At 70.3% G+C, this 19,069-nt stretch carries 13 protein-coding genes and 3 pseudogenes; 1 reads left to right on the top strand and 15 read right to left on the bottom strand.

Annotation, left to right across the window (positions count from 1 at the left end; all coding sequences use genetic code 11):
• Positions 1-79 precede the first annotated feature (79 nt).
• The 13 genes and pseudogenes from ACFY1U_RS25515 to ACFY1U_RS25455 form a co-directional block, all read right to left on the bottom strand.
• Entirely contained in the window at positions 80-3,532 is a 3,453-nt protein-coding gene (locus ACFY1U_RS25515) for a DNA polymerase III subunit alpha (RefSeq protein WP_390696455.1), read from the bottom strand.
• Positions 3,533-3,852: 320 nt separating this feature from the next.
• Positions 3,853-4,224, bottom strand: coding sequence for a hypothetical protein (locus ACFY1U_RS25510; RefSeq protein ID WP_390696454.1), 372 nt, complete (start codon positions 4,222-4,224; stop codon positions 3,853-3,855).
• 112 nt (positions 4,225-4,336) lie between these two features.
• The gene (locus ACFY1U_RS25505) at positions 4,337-5,416 is read right to left on the bottom strand and encodes a S1 family peptidase (RefSeq protein WP_390696453.1); all 1,080 of its coding nucleotides are present in this window, start codon (positions 5,414-5,416) and stop codon (positions 4,337-4,339) included.
• Between the two features lie 230 nt (positions 5,417-5,646).
• On the bottom strand, positions 5,647-6,537 hold the full coding sequence (locus ACFY1U_RS25500) for a slipin family protein (RefSeq protein WP_390696452.1): 891 nt from the start codon (positions 6,535-6,537) through the stop codon (positions 5,647-5,649).
• Positions 6,538-6,700: 163 nt separating this feature from the next.
• A complete protein-coding gene (locus ACFY1U_RS25495; RefSeq protein ID WP_390696451.1) occupies positions 6,701-7,600 on the bottom strand; it encodes a S1 family peptidase in 900 nt (299 codons plus the stop codon).
• 338 nt (positions 7,601-7,938) lie between these two features.
• Complete coding sequence (locus tag ACFY1U_RS25490) at positions 7,939-9,255, bottom strand: NtaA/DmoA family FMN-dependent monooxygenase (RefSeq protein ID WP_390696450.1); 1,317 nt, start codon at positions 9,253-9,255, stop codon at positions 7,939-7,941.
• Positions 9,252-10,340 carry an LLM class flavin-dependent oxidoreductase gene (locus ACFY1U_RS25485; RefSeq protein ID WP_390696449.1) on the bottom strand — a complete coding sequence of 363 codons (1,089 nt, stop codon included), beginning with the start codon at positions 10,338-10,340 and terminating at the stop codon, positions 9,252-9,254. The genes ACFY1U_RS25490 and ACFY1U_RS25485 overlap by 4 nt, the downstream gene beginning before the upstream one ends.
• A gap of 14 nt (positions 10,341-10,354) precedes the next feature.
• Positions 10,355-10,681, bottom strand: a pseudogene (locus tag ACFY1U_RS25480) (ectoine/hydroxyectoine ABC transporter ATP-binding protein EhuA); the annotation flags it as partial.
• 31 nt (positions 10,682-10,712) lie between these two features.
• Complete coding sequence (locus tag ACFY1U_RS25475; RefSeq protein WP_390696448.1) at positions 10,713-12,470, bottom strand: FAD/NAD(P)-binding protein; 1,758 nt, start codon at positions 12,468-12,470, stop codon at positions 10,713-10,715.
• An 11-nt stretch (positions 12,471-12,481) separates the two neighbouring features.
• A pseudogene (locus tag ACFY1U_RS25470) lies at positions 12,482-12,691 on the bottom strand (amino acid ABC transporter permease); the annotation flags it as partial.
• A gap of 520 nt (positions 12,692-13,211) precedes the next feature.
• Positions 13,212-13,514: pseudogene (locus tag ACFY1U_RS25465) on the bottom strand (ATP-binding protein); the annotation flags it as partial.
• Entirely contained in the window at positions 13,406-13,822 is a 417-nt protein-coding gene (locus tag ACFY1U_RS25460) for a nitrate- and nitrite sensing domain-containing protein (protein WP_390696447.1), read from the bottom strand. The gene ACFY1U_RS25460 and the pseudogene ACFY1U_RS25465, both read right to left, overlap by 109 nt.
• 182 nt (positions 13,823-14,004) lie before the next feature.
• Positions 14,005-15,180, bottom strand: a complete 1,176-nt coding sequence (locus tag ACFY1U_RS25455) for a DUF5685 family protein (RefSeq protein ID WP_390696446.1) — start codon at positions 15,178-15,180, stop codon at positions 14,005-14,007.
• Positions 15,181-15,501: 321 nt separating this feature from the next.
• Here ACFY1U_RS25455 and ACFY1U_RS25450 point away from each other — a divergent pair, with 321 nt between their 5' ends.
• Positions 15,502-15,942 carry a cell division protein SepF gene (locus tag ACFY1U_RS25450; protein ID WP_115909036.1) on the top strand — a complete coding sequence of 147 codons (441 nt, stop codon included), beginning with the start codon at positions 15,502-15,504 and terminating at the stop codon, positions 15,940-15,942.
• A 37-nt stretch (positions 15,943-15,979) separates the two neighbouring features.
• Here ACFY1U_RS25450 and ACFY1U_RS25445 read toward each other — a convergent pair whose 3' ends face one another.
• Both ACFY1U_RS25445 and ACFY1U_RS25440 read right to left on the bottom strand, forming a co-directional pair.
• Complete coding sequence (locus ACFY1U_RS25445) at positions 15,980-17,170, bottom strand: acyl-CoA dehydrogenase family protein (RefSeq protein ID WP_390696445.1); 1,191 nt, start codon at positions 17,168-17,170, stop codon at positions 15,980-15,982.
• Positions 17,171-17,346: 176 nt separating this feature from the next.
• Entirely contained in the window at positions 17,347-18,948 is a 1,602-nt protein-coding gene (locus ACFY1U_RS25440; RefSeq protein WP_390696444.1) for an MFS transporter, read from the bottom strand.
• Positions 18,949-19,069 lie beyond the last annotated feature (121 nt).

Here is a 19,069-nt window from a genome sequence, read left to right as displayed (position 1 = left end):
AGTTCGATTACGTCATCGTACTGTGCCCCGGTCAGCGCAGCATGCAGATGGAGGTGCGCGATATGCCGCTGACGCGTGTTCATCCTGCGCTCCCCGGACTGCGGTGGCCGAACTTCTTCAGGTCGGCCGATCGGGTGCCGGCGGGCTGGAGGTCGGCGTACGGGTGCAGGCGAGCACCGGTGGTGCCGTTGACCAGGGTGCGGTGCGGCTGGGCGGGGGTGGGGTGCGGGCGAGCCTCGCCGAGGAGGGCGAGTGCGGCCTCGGGACCGTTGTCGCGGCGGGCCGCGGCGATCTCGTCCAGATCCCAGGCCATGGTGCCCACGACCGTACGGCGGGTGCCGCGCACCTGGACCGTGCCGCGCACCAGCAGCAGCCCGCTGTGGAAGACGGTGTGCGCGCAGGCCGGGTGGGAGTCCTCGAAGAACGCCAGGTCGACCAGGCCGGACCCGTCCTCCAGGGTGACGAAGATGATGCGCCGACCGCTGGCGATCGGCGGGGTCTGGGTCGAGGCGCGTACGCCGGCGACCAGGACCTGCTGACCAGGGCGCAGCCCGGCCAGATGGGCCGCGTCCGTCGCGCCGATCTCCCGCAGCAGCCGGTGATGGTGCTCCATCAGGTGCCGGGAGACATCGATGCCGAGCGTGCTCAACTCGGCGCTCAGGGCCTCACGTCCGGTCATCTCCGGCAGCCCGCTCGGCTCAGCACCGCCAACGGCGCCTGCATCGATGGGCAGTTGCCCCTCATGGGCGGAGCGGGTGCGGGACTGCCGGTGCAACTCGGCGATCTGGAGCAGCAGATCGCGTCGAGTGAGGCGGCCGTCATGGAGACGGTCCAGGGCACCGATCTCGGCGAGGCGTTCGGCGACCGGCCTGCTGGGACGGCCCCGCTGCCAGAAGTCCGACAGTGATCCGTACGGCTGTCCCTCCTCGATCCGCGCGGACTCCTCCTCGCTGATGCCACGCACCTCGGACAGCGCGAGCCGCACCGCCCACTGGTCTCCATCGGCCTTCTCCACAGTGTGCTTCACCTTCGAGCGGTTGATGTCCACGGGCAGGACCTGCACACCTCCCCGCCGGGCGTCGGAGACCAGGACACGCTTGGGCCACATCCCGGGGTCGTGTTCGAGCAGGCCCGCCAGCAGAAACGCCGGATAGTGCGCCTTGAGCCAGGCGCTCTGCAAGGCGGGCACGGCGAAGGCGACCGCATGCGCCCGGCAGAAGCCGTACGCGCCGAAGGCCTCGACGGTCTTCCAGACCTCGTCCCGGACGGCCGCGCTGTAACCACGCGCGCGTGCCAGGCCGTGGAACCAGTCCCTGATGCCGGGCAACCGGTCCTTCTCGCCGAGCGCGCGCCGGGCGATCTCCGCCAGTGCGCGGTCGCAGCCGGTCATCACCGACAGCGTCTCGATGATCTGCTCGTGCCAGATGGTCACGCCGTAGGTGTCGGCGAGCACCGGCTCCAGGTCCGGGTGGGCGTACGACGGCGAGCCCCCGTGGCGGGCGGCGATGTACCGCTCGGGCATGCCGCCGGCGACCGGGCCGGGACGGAAGAGGCTGATGTCGGCGATGACGTCCTGCACGTTGCGCGGTTGCAGCCGGGACAGCAGGTCCTGCTGACCAGGGGACTCCAGCTGGAACAGACCCAGGGTGCGGCTGTCCTGGATGAGCTTGAAGGCGAAGACGTCGTCGAGCGGCACCCGCTCGGAGTCGTCCAGATCGATTCTGCTGCCCGTGGTGCGTTCGATCTCGGCGACGGCGTGGGCCATCGCGGACTGCATCCGTACGCCCAGGACGTCGAGTTTGATGTTGCCCAGCGCCTCGATCTCCTCCTTCGCGGCCATGGCCATCGGATAGTCGCCCTGCGGGGTGGGCTGCACCGGCAGCCGGTCCAGAAGGGTCGCGTCACTGATGACCACACCGCAGGGGTGCATGGCCATGCCGTGGACCAGGGAGTCGAGCCCCTCAGCCAGCTCCCACAGCGGTCCGAACCGGTCCGCCTCGGCCGCCAACTGCCGCAGTTCCGGCAGCTCGGCGAGCGCGCCGGTGATGTCCGAGGCCCGCAGGTGCGGAAAACTCTTGGCGATCCGGTCGACCTCGGCCGGGGCGATCCCGAGCGCGAGACCGGTGTCCCGCAGCGCCCTGCGCGCCCGATAGGTCTCGGGCATCGCGGTGACCGCGACCCGTTCCTTGCCGAAACGCTCGAAGATCACGTCATAGCACTCCAGCCGTCTGGCCGATTCCACATCGATGTCGATGTCAGGGAGCGAGGCCCGGCGCACACTGATGAACCGTTCGAGCAGGAGGCGGTGTTCGAGCGGATTGGCGGTGGCGATACCCAGCACGTGGCAGACCATCGAGCCGGCGCCCGAGCCGCGTGCCGCGACCCTGATGCCTTTGGCGCGGATGTCGGCGACCACCTGGCCGACGGCGAGGAAGTACGAGTCGTAGTCGAGCCGGGAGATCACATCGAGCTCTTCGTCCAGCCGGTCGAGTGCCGCCGGGTCGCGGTCGAGGCCGCGCCGGATCAGGCCGGCCTCGCACTGCCGGCGCAGCACCTGTGCCGCGCCGCCCGCTCGGGGCTCCGCTCCGAAGAGGGACGGCTCCGGGAAGTGCCTGGTGCCGAGTCCGAGGTCCGCCACCGGATCGACGGTGCACGCGGTCGCCGTGGCGACGGTGTCCGCCATCAGACGGCGAGTCCGGCGGATGTCCCCTCCGGCGCATTCGGCGATCATCCGCGCGACGGTCTCCATTCCTCGCTCGTCCTTGAGCCAGCGCTGTCCGGTGTCCAGTCGGCGGCGGTCGATGGGGCGCAGCAGCCGTGCGGCGTCCAGGACGTCGGCGAGGCGGTGCTGCTCGGGGTCGGCGTAGCGAACGGCGTTGGAGAGCACGGCGGTGGTACGGGTGCGGTCGGCCAGGGCGAGGGTGCGGGCGGCCAGGCGCAGGGATCCCGGACCGATGCCGGAACGTTTCTGCACAACGGCTTCCAATCGAACAGACCTCCCGAAGATCTCCCGCCAGGGCGCCAGCAACTTCATCGCGACGTCCTCCCGTCCCACCGACAGCGCCCGCACCGGCTCCGAGAGCGGCCCCAGCAGTACGGTCAGGCCGGAGCCGCCGTACTCGCGCAACGCCTCCCACGGCACCACCGGAGCCGTACCGGACACCGCCCCCACATGGGCAGCCGACGTGATGCGGCACAACCGCGCCCAGCCCTCCCGGTTCTGTGCGAGCAGCACGAACCGCAGCGGCGGCTCGACGACGTGCGCACCCCCACGCACCGGCGTGCGTCGACGCTGGGCGGGTGGCGGAGGCGCGAGGGCCTCCACGGCAAGATCGATGCCGAAGAGCGGCCGGACCCCGTCCTTCGCGCAGGCCTGCGCGAACCGCACAGCGCCGGTGACCGTGTCCCGGTCGGTGAGCGCGAGCGCGGACACACCCCGCTCCGCCGCCCGCCGGACCAGCTGTTCGGGGTGGGAGGCGCCGTAGCGGGCGGAGTAACCGGACGCGACATGCAGATGAGCGAAGCCCGCCATGCCGCACCTCCATCACTCCACCCCTTTTAAGCCATTCGCCCGATAAGTTCATCGTACGCTCGTTCGATTACTCTAGCCTCATCAGCGCCGGTCAGCGAGCCCACATTCGAACACATCAGCGATTACCAGGGAGGGTGAGGGCACCCAGAACGGCCACCGTCCCGTCAGCTCCGCAACCGGGCGGGGCAGTTGGAAGAAATCTCCTTCGCCGCGCACCTCTGGCCTCAGCGATCAAGCAGTTCGAGGCGGGCGGCAATTGACGACCTGCAGAGCGAACGTCACTTTCCGTAACCGCCGAGGCGTACGAAGCCTCGCCCCCTTCACGGCGTACGGACTTCGACGGGCTGCCCCCGTTCCATGTGGTCGTGGGCTGGTGCGCCCGCGACCCATCCGTGCGCCCCGACCCTGGCGACCAGCAGGGGCGCCCGGCCCGCCAACCTGCGCCGTGCGGTGATCCGGCTGGTCGTGAGGGCGCCGGGCGCGGGGACCTGGGCGGCGTGGTCGATCGCGTACTTCGACGGCAACGACACGACCGACGCCCTGCTGGTGCTGTCGGCCCGGGCCGCGCCGGGGTCGCGGTCACGCTGGTGGCGGCGGTGCTGCGCGAGAAGCGCGGCGCGGTCCGGCCGTGCCCCGAAGGGGCGCGGGGAACTGCGCGACCAGCCACAACGCGCCCGCAGAATCGAACACATCCGCAGACAACCAACTGCACATCCCGCGGGGCGACACAGCACGCGAAAGTCCCGCCCCTCGCGCGCAGGGGCGGGACTTCACACAACTTCGCGCAACCGGCGGAGCCGACGATCAGCCGATCGAGGCGCCCTCGGCCGACAGCGCCTCGGTGACCGGCTGGAAGAAGGTCTCGCCGCCGGAGGTGCAGTCGCCGCTACCGCCGGAGGTGAGACCGATCGCCGCGTCGCCGTCGAAGAGCGAGCCGCCGCTGTCGCCGGGCTCGGCGCAGACGTCGGTCTGGATGAGACCGCTGACCGTGCCCTCCGAGTAGTTCACGGTGGCGTTCAGGCCGGTGACCGTGCCGGTGTGCACCTGGGTGGTGGAGCCGCTGCGGGTCACCTTCTCGCCGACCGTGGCCTCGGCGGCGTGGGTGATGGACTGGGAGGAGCCGTTGTAGAGGTCGACCGCGCTCGGGTGGTCCACGTCGGCGGTGTACTTGACCAGCCCGAAGTCGTTGCCCGGGAACTGGGAGTCGGCGTTCTGGCCGATCTGGTTCCCGCCGGAGTCCGACCAGGTCTTGATGGCGTCGGTGCAGTGCCCTGCGGTGAGGAAGTACGCCTCGCCGCCCTTGGTCACGTTGAAGCCGAGCGAGCAGCGCCCGCCCGAGCCGGAGATGGCGTCGCCGCCCGCGATGAAGGGCTTGAACTCCCCCTTCGAACGCTTGAGTTCGGCCTTGGCGCCGAGCCCGTCGACAACCTTGGAGAGCTTGGCCCACTCGGCCTTGGAGACGGTCTTGTCGGCGGTGACGACGACCTTGTTGCTCACCGGGTCCGTCGACCACGAGGTGCCGGGGATGGTGGCGTCCTTGGTCAGCGTCGTACGGGCGGCGTCGAGTTCGACGAGGGAGTTCTGGACGAGTCTCGCCCTGGCGCCGGCCGCCTCGACGGTCCTGGCGGCGGTCTGGTCGAGGACGTTCACGACGAGGCTCTTGGCCTTCGCGTCGTAATACGTTCCCGCCGCGTCGGCGCCGAGGTTCTTGCCGAGGGCCGAGGCGAGCTTTCCGGCCGCCACGGCCGACAGGGTCTCGGGCGCGGAGGCCTTCGAGGGCTCGCTGGCGTTCGCAGTCTGGAAGGTGACTCCCGCGGCCACCAGTGCGGCTATGCCCGCACCAGCCACGGCGGCACGCCGCTTGGGTATGCGTCGGTGCTTCAACTCACGTCCTCCTGTGGGGGGTCGGTCCGGGAGGTTGTGGGGACCTCGCGAACCGGAAGGCGTTGAACAGCGCCTACTATCCCGAGGACGGCAGGGAGCACACAAGGGCGTCTTCAGGACGCGCGTAGAACGCCGTGGGTGCGCCCCCGCAATTTTGACAGTCCACGGTCACCCCACGTCTTCGCTCTGCAAACACTACGAGCGAGTAGCCCATGTGCGGTGCGTGAGGTCTAGTCCTGTCCGGATTTCGCCCCCTCGGAGCCGGGCTCCAAGCTCGGTACGGGAGGCGGCAGTTGCTCCTGCACCGGTTGCTGCTGGTCCCGCACCGGCTGCTGCGGGACCTGCTGGGGCGCCCCGGTCGTCTGCTGCGCCTTCTCCAGGAACCGCAGCAACTCCACCGGGAACGGCAGCACGAGCGTGGAGTTCTTCTCGGCGGCGACGGCCGTCACCGTCTGCAGCAGCCGCAGTTGCAGCGCGGCCGGGGTGTCCGCCATCTGCTGCGCGGCCTCGGCGAGCTTCTTCGACGCCTGGAGTTCGGCGTCGGCGTTGATGACCCGGGCCCGGCGCTCCCGGTCGGCCTCGGCCTGCCGGGCCATCGAACGCTTCATGGTCTCGGGCAGGGACACGTCCTTGATCTCGACGCGGTCGATGGTGACACCCCACTCCACGGCCGGGCTGTCGATCATCAACTCCAGCCCCTGGTTGAGTTTTTCCCGGTTGGACAGCAAATCGTCCAGTTCGCTCTTGCCGATGATGGACCTGAGCGAGGTCTGCGCCATCTGCGCCACCGCGAACCGGTAGTCCTCGACCTTGACGACCGCCTCGGCCGGCCCGGTCACCTTGAAGTAGACGACGGCGTCCACCCGCACCGTGACGTTGTCCCGGGTGATGCCCTCCTGCGCGGGCACCGGCATCGTCACGACCTGCATGTTGACCTTCTGGAGCCGGTCCACGAACGGCACGATCATCGTGAACCCCGGCCCGCGCACCTCGTCGCGGAGCCTGCCGAGCCGGAACACCACACCGCGTTCGTACTGCTTGACGACCCGTGCGGCCGCCATCACGTACACCACACCGGCGGACGCGAGGGTCGCTCCCGCCGCCACCAGCTCCTCGACCATGTCGGCCCCCCAGGGGACTGAGCCTGATTAGTCCTTCGAAGTCCTTCGAAGTCTGTCCTTCGAAATCTGCACTTCGACATGTGTACTTCGAAGGTAACTCCGTCACCCGAACAAGAGGGAGCCCCCGCACGCCAGTTGCGTACGGGGGCTGCGCGCAGGAAGGTCAGCCGATGCTCACGCCGTAGTGGCTCAGCGCCGCGGTGACGGGCTGGAAGAAGGTCGTGCCGCCCGAGGTGCAGTCGCCGCTGCCGCCGGAGGTGAGACCGTACGCCACGGTGCCGCCGTACAGCGGGCCGCCGCTGTCGCCGCCCTCGGCACAGACGGTGGTCTGGATGAGGCCGTAGACGACGTCGCCGCTGCCGTAGTTGACGGTGGCGTTCAGCGCGGTGACCCGGCCGCTGTGCGTACCGGTGGTGGAGCCACGGCGGTACACCGTCGTACCGACGCTCGGGGTGGCCGCACTGGAGATGGTCTGGTTGCCGACCGTGCTCGGATGCGAGATCGACGAGTTGGTGTAACGCACCAGCGCGTAGTCGCTGCCCGGGAAGGTGTAACCGACGTTCGTACCCAGCGTCGTGGTGTGGCCGGAGTTGGAGTACCAGGTGGAGGCGACCTGGCCGCAGTGGCCCGCGGTCAGGAAGTAGTAGGTGCTGCCGCTGTGCACGTTGAAGCCGAGGGAGCAGCGGTACTGGCCGCCGTAGATGGCGTCGCCGCCGCTGATCAGGGGCTTGAACTGCCCGGAGGTGCGCTTGATGGTGAGGGCGCCGGCGTTGCTGCCGGCCTGCTGCTTGATCTTCGCGATCTCGGCCTTGGAGACCGTGCTGTCGACGGTGACCACGACACGGTGGTTCTTGCTGTCGACGGCCCAGGCCGTGCCCGGGACGTTCGCCTTGAGCACCGAGGCGTCGGCGCTCTTCAGCTGGGCCGTGCTGAAGGGGGTGGCGGTGGACGCGTTCGCGCTGGGGACCGCGATCGCTGCGGCGGCCACGAGACCGGTGGTGACGGCGATCAGCCGGGTCCGTCTCGCAATGCCGCTGCGGGGAGTGGTGCGCTTGATCCTCACGTTCGTTCCTCCCAAGAGGAGTCGGGGGCCCGCGTGGGGTCGGGGCCCGTGAGGCGCAGCCAGGGGCGCGTTCGTCCGGATTCCGGACACGCCGTGCCCCTGACAAGCGCTTGCGGGGAGTATTCGGCCGAACGGCCGGTAGACGCAAGGGTGCCTTTCGGCCGTCAAGCCCTCGACGAACCATGAGTTCTGGCCACCTCTGCCCTGGTTCGGACCAGGTTGCGGGCACCCGCCCAGCCTGCGTCTTCCCCGGTGGCGGGAACGGAGACGCAAGCCCAACGCCCGGGGATGTCCGGAAGTCGCCCTTCCGGATGGCTCTCGACCCCGCTTCAGGCCGTTCAGGCGCTGACGGACGGTACCGGATCGGGCAGGCCGAGGTGTGACCGCAGCGTCGCGCCCTGGTACTCCCTGCGGAACACCCCGCGCTCCTGCAGCAGCGGCACCACGCGGTCCACGAACTCGTCGAGTCCGACCGGGGTGATCAGCGGTTGGAGGATGAAGCCGTCGGCGGCGTCCTTCCGCACGTACTCGTCGAGTTCGGCGGCGACGGCCTCGGGCGTGCCGATGAAGGACTGCCGGCTGCCGGCCTCGATCACGGTCTGCCGGATGGACAGCCCCTTCTCCTTGGACAGTGCGCGCCATTTCTCGGCGATCGCGACGGTGTCGCCCCGCCGGGTGCGCCCCTGGGTGATCGCGGAGTCCGCCACCGGGTCGATCTCGGGGAGCGGGCCGTCGGGGTCGTACGCCGACAGGTCGACACCCCAGATCTGCTCCAGGGCGAGGATCGCGTTCTGCGGGGACACCTGCTGTCGCCGGATCTCGGCGGCCCTCTCCTGGGCCTCGGCGGCGGTGTCGCCGAGGACGACGGTGACACCGGGCATGATCTTCAGGTCGTCCGGGGAGCGGCCGTACTTCTCCAGGCGGCGCTTCACATCGGCGTAGAAGGAGCGCCCCGCCTCCAGCGTGCCGTGCCGGGTGAAGACGACATCGGCCGTGGACGCGGCGAACTCCCGCCCCTCGGCCGAGTCCCCTGCCTGGATGACGACCGGGTGCCCCTGCGGCGGGCGCGGCACGGTGAACTCGCCCGCGATGTCGAAGTGCCGCCCGCGGTGCGCGAACGGCCGGGAGACGCCGTCGGGGGTCCAGGAGTCCCACAACTTCCTTGCCACGGCCACGAATTCGGCGGCCCGCGGGTACCGGTCGGCGCGGTCGAGGAAGCCGCCGCGCCGGAAGTTCTCGCCGGTGAAGGCGTCGGAGGAGGTCACCACGTTCCAGGCCGCACGGCCGCCGCTGAGGTGGTCCAGGGTGGCCAGCCTGCGGGCGAGTTCGTAGGGCTCGTTGAAGGTCGCGTTGACGGTGGCGGCGAGGCCGAGGTGTTCGGTGACACCCGCGAGGGCGTTCAGCACGGTGAGCGACTCGGGCCGGCCCACCACGTCCAGGTCGTGGATACGGCCCTTGTGCTCGCGCAGCCGCAGCCCCTCGGCGAGGAAGAAGAAGTCGAACAGACCGCGTTCGGCGGTGCGGGCCAGATGCTCGAAGGACGAGAAGTCGATCTGTGACCGCGACCGCGGATCGGCCCATACGGTGGTGTTGTTGACGCCAGGGAAGTAGGCGGCGAGATGGATCTGTTTGCGTGCAGGCCGTCGTACGGTCATGACGCTCCCCCTGTCACGGCTGTACCGGCGTACCGGTTGGCGGGTCTGGCGAGCCCCAGGTGCTCCCGGAGGGTGCTGCCCGGGTAGAAGGTGCGGAACAGACCGCGGTGCTGGAGCAGCGCCACCGTGCCGTTGACGAGCCGCTCCAGGTCACGGCGCGGCTCGGTGGGTGTGAGGTGGAAGCCGTCGGCGACGCCGTCCGCGTGCCAGCCGGCGATCAGTTCGGCGAGGTCCACGGGGCCGCCCCGGTACAGCGGGCCCTGCACGGTCTGGCGGGGACCGCCCCCGCCGTGGCCCGGCTCGGCGGCGCGCTCACCGTCGCCGAGGTCGACGAGGAGGCTCACGAGGACCCGCAGGGTGTCGGGGTTGCGTCCGAACTCGGCGGCCGACTGGCGTAGTTGGTCCCGTACGGCGGCGGCCCGCGCGGGGCTCGCGGCCCGCACGAGCGCCACGTCGGCGTACTGGGCGGCGATGCGCCGGGAGTGTCCCTCGGTGGCGTCGACCACGCGGACGGGGTGGCCCTGCGGGGGCCGCGGCACGATCGAGGGGCCCTTCACCGAGAAGCCGGCGCCGGTGAAGTCGACGTGGTGCAGCTTGTCCCGGTCGATGAAGCGGCCGGTCGCCAGGTCCCGTATCTCGGCGTCGTCCTCCCAGCTGTCCCACAGTCTGGCGGCCACGTCGGCGACTTCGCCGGCCTCGCGCCACAGCTCGTCGGCGGTCACGGCATGGCGACGGCCGAAGAGGCGGGCCTCGCCCTCGGTGGTGGACACGTCGATCCGCCAGCCGGCGCGGCCGCGGCTGACCCAGTCGAGGGTGGCGACGGCGGCCTGGACGTGGAAGGGCTCGGTGTGCGTGGTGGTGACGGTGGGGACCAGGCCGATGCGGGCGGTGGCGGGGGCGACGCGGGACAGGACGGCGAGCGCGTCGGGCCCGGGGCGGGCGAAGGTGTCGTCCAGCGTGACGAAGTCCAGGCCGCCGCGCTCGGCGAGCCGCGCCAGTTCGATGTGGGAGCCGGCGTCGAACACCGCCGGCTGGTCCAGCGCGGCGGCCAGGTGCACCAGCCCCCGGCCGTTCGATGAGGTCATGTGGGGGGAACCTTTCAGAGAACCTTGGAGAGAAACGCCCCGGTCCGCTCATGGCGGGGAGCGGCCTGCACCTCACCGGGCGGGCCCTGCTCGACGATCTTCCCGTCGGCCATGAACACCACGGTGTCGGCGACCTGGCGGGGGAATCCGATCTCGTCTCTGACGACCGTCATCGTGGTGCCCTGATCGGCCAAGTCGCCGACGACATCAAGGACTTCGCCGACCGGCTCCAGGGCGAGCGCGGACGTCGGTCCGTCGAAGAGCAGCAGCTTGGATTCCCGCGGCCGTTTCAGCGCGGACACGGGCGCCTCGATGACGTTCTCGACCATGGCGCTCATCGGGGGCACTTCCTTGGGCTGGGAGGGAGGCCGGTCATGCGGCTGCGCTGCCGGCCAGTTCGCGCAGGAACCGCAGTGCCGCCCGGGCGGTGGCGTCGTTCTGCCGGAAGGCGGGACCGCCGGTGCGCGGCCGGGTGAAGGCGCCGGGCGTGCGTCCGTCGGTGTAGGGCCCGAGCGCGAACCGCCGGGGATGCGGGCGCCCGGCCCCGTCGAGGAGCCGCCCGTCGGCGGGGTCCACCCGGAGCAGCCCGTCGGGGGTCTCGACGGCGCCGTCGGCGTGCAGTTCGCGCAGCAGGGTGTCGCGGGCCCGTCCGACGGTGGGCTCGGGCAGCCGCGCCTCGACCAGCGCCCGTGCCTCGACGAAGGCACCGGGAACGGTGGCACTGGACGCCCGGAACACCCCGCCCTCTGCGCTGACGGTCATGTCGGCGCCGAGGAACTGCAGGACACCGGCACGGGACAGCGCCAGCATCTGCCGCAGCCGCGGACCGGGCGGCCCGGAGGCCAGATAGCTGAAGAAGCCGTGCCACCAGGGGCCGATGCCACCGAGCCGGACGAGCTGACCGTAGACGGAGAGCAGCCCGAGGAACACGGCCAGATCGGGGCTGTGGTGCGGATCGTGACGTCTGCTCAGGTCACGCTCCACATAACCGCGCAGCCCCTCCTGGAACTCCTCGAAGGAGCCGTACCGCACCCCGTCCAGCGGGTGGTCGAGCGCGTCCAGGTCGAGCCGGTCGGCGGGATCGGGCACGGCGGACGCCACGAGCGCCTCCCGCTCGGCCACGTCGGACGCGGCCGCGTACTTCTCCTCGAAGGCACTCCATTCGACGCCCGTCCGCTCCGGATGCACGGTGAACAGCCGGTGGTAGTGGGCGAACCCCAGCTCCTTCTCCACCAGCGGCCACACATCCCGCCGGAAGTCGAACCCCTCGGGCCGCGCGAGCAGCGCCTCGACCTCGGGCGGCCCGAAGAACCTCGGCAGCGGCGGCCGCTCACCGCTCCAGTCGTAGCCGATCTTCGAGTGGTACGGCACTCCGCGTCGCGAGCCGACGTACAGCACCGGCTCCTGCCCCGACGGCACATAGGTGTCGCCCTCGTACCGCCCGCCCCGCCCCTCGGTCAGCAGCACCATGAGGTCGACGAAGGCGAGACCGAACCCGCGCACGAGAACGGGCTCACCGGCCTTCAGCGCGGACAGATCACTGTCGGCGGTGAAGTCGGGCGGAAGGTGCACCAGCCCGTGCGCACGCGCGTACTCGGCCAGCTCGGCCTGCTGATCGTCGAGTTCGGCGTCGAGATGGCCGAGCGTGAGCACGACGAGGTCGGCCAGGAGCGGCCGCGGGCGGCCCTCCAGCCACACCTCCTGACGGCCCTCGCGCGGGCCACTGACCCGCAGGGCACGGCGCGGGTGGTGGTGGACGACGACGCCCGGGGGCAGGTCGGCCACGGCCTGTTCATGCACCCAGCGCAGATAGGCCCCCTGGAGCTGCCGGTCCGCGAAGGTACGGCCGTCGATGCCGGCCCACTCGTGCAGTGTGGGCCCCTCCCGCACCGGGCCCTCCATGGCCACCGTCTCGTCGGTGAACATGGTGACGTCCTCGGCGTGGGAGTTCATCCACAGCAGCGGCGACTGCGCGGCGCGCCAGATGCGTCCGGCGCCCGGCGGATGGGGGTCGACGAGATGGATGTCGAGGCCCGAACCGGCATACAGCTCGGGCGCGTTGGCGGCGATCCGCTCGATGAGACCGGTCCCCCGCGGCCCGGCCCCGACGATCACCAGGGAGGGCCTCATCGCGCATGCTCCGAACCGCCGGGCGGCACGATGGAGCGCATCGCCTGCGGCAGCACGATCCGCCGCCGGCTCAGCCCTGGCGCCCGGGCGGCCTCGTGCGCCGTCAGCCCGACGACGCGCCCCAGCAGATCGGCGGTCACCGCCCTCGGCACGGGGTGGGCGGACAGCCGGAACGCGGCGAGCAGCGTGCCCAGCGCGGAGCCGAGCACCATCACGACCGCAAGGGCATCGGCCGGCTCGGGTATGTGCGGTACCGCCGCGACTGTGGCGAAAGTGTCGGAAGACATGCGAAGGCTCCGTGACGTATAGGTCGAACACGGTGGATGCCTTCACACGGACGCGCAGGGCCAGGCACAGCGACAGCGCGATACGGCCGAGCCCCTCAGCAGGGCCGCCCATTGACTGTACGGGTCCGTTTCCCCTCACTGTCAAGGCTGTCCGGCATGTGAGCAGCACGTCTCAAGTCAGTTGACGCAGAACCGGATGCCTGTTCCACTTGGCCCATGCATCCACAGCAGTGGCTGGTCACGCGCTCCCACATCGACTTCGGTCGAGTGTGGTCCTGTTCCTGTTGAGCCGACCCCACTGCGCGCCCTGCCCGGGCGCTTCAGCGTCTCCCCCATTCGCCTTCACACGCGCACGCACCCCTCCCCTCGTGCTCTTTTTCACTCCTTCCACTGTGCTGCTCACCGCCTGCGGCTCCGGTTCGGACGGCTCGACCGGCGCCGCGGGCACCACCCGCTAACGCGCCATCGCCACCCTCCGCCTGGGCGTGAGAGCGCGAACGCCGATCACCCGGTCCATCAACGCCCCCAGAACATCCCGAACCGAGGAACGATCCCGCGCGTCGCACTCCAGCACCGGCACATCGGCCCCCAGGCCGAGCGCCTCCCGCACCTCCTCCAGTTCGAACCGCTCCGCCCCGTCGAACCGATTCACCGCCAGGACGAACGGCGCCCCCTGCGACTCGAAGTAGTCGACGGCCGGAAAGCACTCCTCGATACGCCGGGTGTCGGCGAGGACGACCGTCCCCAGCGCCCCTTCAGCGCCTTGTCGAGCGCTGCGCGGGCAGTGTCGGTGGCCCTTCGCTGGGCGGGCAGCTTGGCCTTGAACTGCCCGACCCCGCCCACGTATCCGGTGGTGAGTCCGCGCTCCTTCTGCAGCTCGTGGACCAGGCCCTGGAGAGTGATCTCCAGCCGTGCGTTCTTGTCGGTGGCCGACGCGTTGCGGTAGGCGGAGATCTGCTCGGCGGCCGCGACGCCGAGCAGCGTCAGCAGGACCGCGAGGGCGAGGATCAGGATCCGCAGCAGCCTGGTGCGAATGGTGGTGGTCGCTTTTGCTGTGACGTCCACTGAAGTGCCTTATGTGGGTGGCGAGTTGGGACAGAAATGGTTCTGCTTCCGCCCAACGACCTCAGGGGGCACCGGTCACCAGATCATCTTCTTCTTTTACGTCGCGGACACAGGATCTCCCGGAAGCGCCAGGTGACCACTCCGCGCGGCGCATTCCGTATACGACACCTGTGGTAACCGGATCAGCAGTCGCAGCCGCAGTCGCAGCAGTCGCACCCGTCACAGCAGTCGCCGCAGCCGTCACAGCCGTCGCAGCCGTCGCAGCAATCGCAACAATCGTCGCAGTCGTTGCACAGGCCCTCCTTGCGCTCACGGATCCACGGGTCCTCGTACTCACCGCAGCACAACTGGCACGTGCAGGCCATCCCGGCCCACACCGCACAGCCCGCGAGCAGCCCACGCCGTTCACGCCGGGGCGGCTGGGGCGGCGGGAACGGCCCACCGGGGCCGCCGGGCGGTGCATACGGCCCCGACAGCGAAGGCGCCGGCCCGTGCGCGCAGGATGCCGTACCGAAGGCGCGGTCGACGGAGGTGCGCAGTTCGTGCACGAGCAGCCGGTGGGCGAGCCCGCTGTCCGCGAAGGCCACCTCGCGCAGCGCGAGCCGGATCCCGTGCAGGGCGTCGTCGGCGAGCCGCCTGGCCTCGGCGAGCGGCGTCCCGGTGGCGGTGAGCGGGTTCCAGGCACCCGACGCGGCGTCAGTTTCCCTGTCCTCCACCGCGTCCAGGAGATGGGCGAGCCGCCCGAACAGCCGCCCGGCCTCGGCGAGCGGCTCGGCGTTGCCCGGCCGACCGGCCAGGACCGCGGTGTGCGCGAAGGCGGCCGCGGTCGCCGTCTCGGTCGGCTCGGTGACCGTCAGAACCGACGTCCCGGGCCCGGCGAGCGCCTCGATGCCGGTCTGCCGGTCCACGGCGTCCACGAGCACCGCGGTGTCGAACCCGACGGCGGATCCGGTACGGGCCCCCGCCGCATCCCAGCTCGATGCCACCCTGCGCGCGGCGAGCGCCACCGGTTTCCGCGCCAGCAGCCCGTCCCCGTCGGCGAGGTGGTCCCGCACCTTGGCCGAGGCGAGCACCAGCGACACGGCGGCCGCGAGCCGCGCCCCCTCCCCCTGCGCGACGGACGCGGTACGCATTCCGCGCAGCGGACATGGCCCCGCCGTACGCCGCCACCCGGCGGCCTGCTCGGCCTGAGCCTCCGTCAGAACGGATATGAGCAGCCCGTCGTAGTTGGTCACGACTCGTGCGAACTGACCGTGATCCTTGCGCAGCGCGAGACACAGTCCGCACAAATGGGCAACCCATTGGGACTTGAGATTCTCACCGAGCCGATGCCGACATGGCCTGACGATTCCGAACACGACGATCCCCCCGTGGCTCGTGTGACTTCCGGTGCTACTGCTGCTTCTGATACGGCGTTGAGCTGCCGCATCGTACCGACCACTGCGTTCACCCGTACGCACTGCCCGTCACCCGTACGCCGTGAAGAATCATATTTCACTCACAGTCAGCATCTGTGTACAGCACGACCCTTGGGAAACGCGGGCTCTCGACGGATTCGCTCTGCACCAGTACCGTCACAAACCCCCCGTGCGGCGTCTATCCACTTGGCGCGCCAACCGCATCATGGATGACCATAGGGATGCGGAAAGCAAGAAGGACCGCTGTGAGAGGAGGCGTCCATGGGATCGGTACGCAAGGCGAGCGCCTGGCTTGGCCTCGTTGACGACAACGATGACGAGCGTTACTACGACGACGACTACTCCGAAGGGACCGAGCAGCCCGGGGATGCCTGGGTCACCGACCCGCGGGTCAAGGTGGCCTCGGACACCGCCGAGGAAAAGGGCCGCCGTATCGGCACAGTGACCCCGGACAGCTTCCGGGACGCCCGCGCCATCGGCGAGCTGTTCCGCGAGGGTGTCCCGGTGATCGTGAACCTCACCGCCATGGAGGCGTCCGACGCCAAGCGCGTCGTCGACTTCGCGGCGGGGCTCATCTTCGGTCTGCGCGGTTCGATCGACCGCGTCTCCAACCGCGTTTTCCTGCTCACGCCCGCGGACACGGAAATCATCAGCGGGGAGCCGGCCTCGCACCGTTCGGACGGTTTCTTCAACCAGAGCTGAGGCAGGGCCGCTCACCGGCCCTGCCCCCGCGCGGGGTTCACCGGAAGGCGTCGAGTCCGGTGAGCGCCTTGCCCAGTACGAGCTGGTGCATCTCGACGGTGCCTTCGTAGGTCAGCACCGACTCGAGGTTGGTGGCGTGCCGCATGACGGGGTATTCGAGCGAGATCCCGTTTGCACCGAGGATCGTCCGTGAGGTACGGCAGATCTCGATGGCCTCGCGTACGTTGTTGAGCTTGCCGAAGCTGACCTGCTCGGGGCGCAGGCGGCCGGCGTCCATGCGCCGCCCCAGATGGTGGGCGAGCAGAATCCCCTTGTGCAGTTCGACCGCCATGTCGGCGAGTTTGGCCTGGGTGAGCTGGAATCCCCCGATGGGCCGCCCGAACTGCTCCCGCGACTTCGCATAGTCGACGGCGGCCTCGAAACAGCTGCGGGCCGCGCCCATGGCGCCCCAGACGATCCCGTAGCGGGCGTGCGAGAGACAGCTGAGCGGTCCCTTGAGGCCGACGACCTCCGGCAGTACGGCGTCGGCGGGCAGCCGTACGTCGTCGAGGACGAGTTCGCTGGTGACGCTGGCCCGCAGGGACCACTTGTGCTTGATCTCCGGCGCGGAGAACCCTTCACTGTCGGTGGGCACGACGAACCCGCGGATCCCGTCCTCCGTCCGGGCCCACACCACGGCGACGGCCGCCACGGACCCGTTGGTGATCCACATCTTCCGCCCGTTGAGGACCCAGTCGCCGCCGTCCCGCTTGGCGTGCGTGCGCATCGAGGCGGGGTCGGAACCGTGATCGGGCTCGGTCAGCCCGAAGCACCCGATGGCCTCACCGGCGGCCATGCGCGGCAGCCACTGCTGCTTCTGCTCCTCGCTGCCGAACCGGTGGATGGCGTACATCGCGAGCGACCCCTGCACGGAGACCAGCGACCGGATCCCGGAGTCAGCGGCCTCCAGCTCCAGACAGGCAAGCCCGTACTGCACGGCACTGGCCCCGGCACATCCGTACCCGCTGAGCGACATACCGAGGGCCCCGATACTGCCGAGCTCCTTGGCGAGCTCACGGATCTGCGGCAGCTCCCCCTTCTCGTACCAGTCGGCGACATACGGCAGCACCCGGTCTGCGGCCCAGGAGCGTACGGTGTCGCGGACGGCCAGGTCCTCGGGTTCGAGCAGGTCATCGATGCCGAGGGGGTCGGCCGGGTCAAAGGGGGGCAGTTTCGAGGACGCAGACATGGAACCCTCCGACACGCACGAAAAACTAGCACCGCTAGTTACGACTTTGAAGCCGACGTTACGGTGCAGTGTCGCCTACGTCCAGTACAGCGGCTTCAAGGGGCGCGAGGAACTGCGCGACCAGCCCCCACGGCGCCGCAGCCAACCAACGACCCCGCGGCGGAGCCGCACATCGGTCAGGCCGAAACCCTGGAGTCGGCAACTTCCCGAGGCGCCGGCAACTCCACAGGTGCCGCAGACTCCCCGCAATGCATGACCCGCGGCAACCGCAACGCCATCACCGCCCCCAGCAGCAGCAACCCCGCACTCACCAACAGCGTGACGTGCAGCCCGTGCACAAACGAGTCCCGCGCGGCCCGCCGCAGGGCAACCCCCACGGGCCCGCCCAGCTGCGCGGCGACCTGGTACGCCTCGCCCAGCGAATGCGACGCCGAGGCCGAGGCCGACGAAGGAACACCCGGAACGGACGCCAGTCCGGGCGTGTACGCGGCGTTCATCACGCTCCCGAGAAGCGCGATACCGATCCCCGCCCCCAGCTGGTACGAGGTCTCGCCGATCGCCGCAGCGCCACCGGCCTGCTCCGGCGGAGCCTCGCTCAGCATCGACTCGTACGCCCCGAAGAGCGTGGTCTCCAGGCCAAAGCCCAGCAGCATGAACGCGGCCACCATCAGCCCCGCGTTGTCGGACCCGCCCATCACGGTCAGCAGCACCACGGCCCCGGCGGTGAGGCAGAACCCGAGGCTCACCATCCGGCGCGGGCCGAAGCGGCGCAGCATCCGTGCGCCCGCGAGCCCCGCCGCCATCGCCGCGAACGTCAGCGGCAGCAGCCGCAGCCCCGTCTCCAGCGGCGACAGCCCCAGCACCAGCTGCAGATACTGCGCCGCGATCAGTTCGAGACCGACCAACGCGAGCATCGCCAGCACGATGCAGCCCACGGCGGTGCTGAAGGCGGGCCGCGCGAACATGCCGAGGTCCACCAGGGGATGCGTACGGCGCCGCTGCCGTCGTACGAAAAGGAGCAGCAGCAGGGCGCCCACGACGAGGGGCGCCACGGTGAACGGGCCCAGCTCGCCGCCGCCCAGCCGCTTGACGCCCAGCACCACGCCGAACAGCCCGGCGGCCGCCATCAGTGCGCCGACCACGTCCCAGGGGCCGTCACCCGCGCCCCGCGACTCGGGCAGCAGCAGCCGGCCCACCGGCAGGCTGACCAGCATCAGCGGGATGTTGACGAGAAAGACCGAGCCCCACCAGAAGTGCTCCAGCAGAAAGCCGCCGAGCAGCGGCCCGACCGCCGCGCCGACCGCGGCGACAGCGCTCCAGACACCGATGGCGAGGGCCCTCTCCCGCCGGTCGGGGAAGACCTGGCGGAGGATCGAGAGCGTCGCGGGCATGATCATCGCGCCGCCGACGCCGAGCAGCGCCCGCGCGAGGATCAGCACCTGCGGGTCGTGGGCGAGGGCCGCGAGGCCGGAGGCGACGCCGAAGAGGCCGTAGCCGAGCAGCAGGATCCTTCTGCGGCCGACCCGGTCGCCGAGCGTGCCGAAGAGGATCAGCAGCGAGGCGCAGACGAGGGGGTAGACGTCGACGATCCAGAGCAGTTCTATCGCGCCGGGCCTGAGGTCCTCGGTGACGGCGGGGACCGCCACGTGCAGCACGGTCGCGTCGACCGCGACCAGCAGCAGGCTCACGCAGAGCACGACGAGCACGACCCAGCGGTTGGCACCGGCCCCGGCCGCCCGACGGCGCAGCGCAGCGGCGGCCGTGGTCGTCCCGGACATGTACGTACCTCCCAGATGTTCCCTCGCGGTCGGCGGGCACACGGGGCGGGGACTCCCCGTGATCTCGGCCGGAGAGGAGCGGTGGTCTCCGGCCCGCGCAACAAAGGCGAGTGACACGTCA

Source organism: Streptomyces sp. NPDC001351, assembly GCF_042896045.1.
GTDB lineage: Bacteria > Actinomycetota > Actinomycetes > Streptomycetales > Streptomycetaceae > Streptomyces.
The sequence above is the reverse complement of the archived record's forward strand: the minus strand, read 5'-3'. Positions and strand labels throughout refer to the sequence as shown.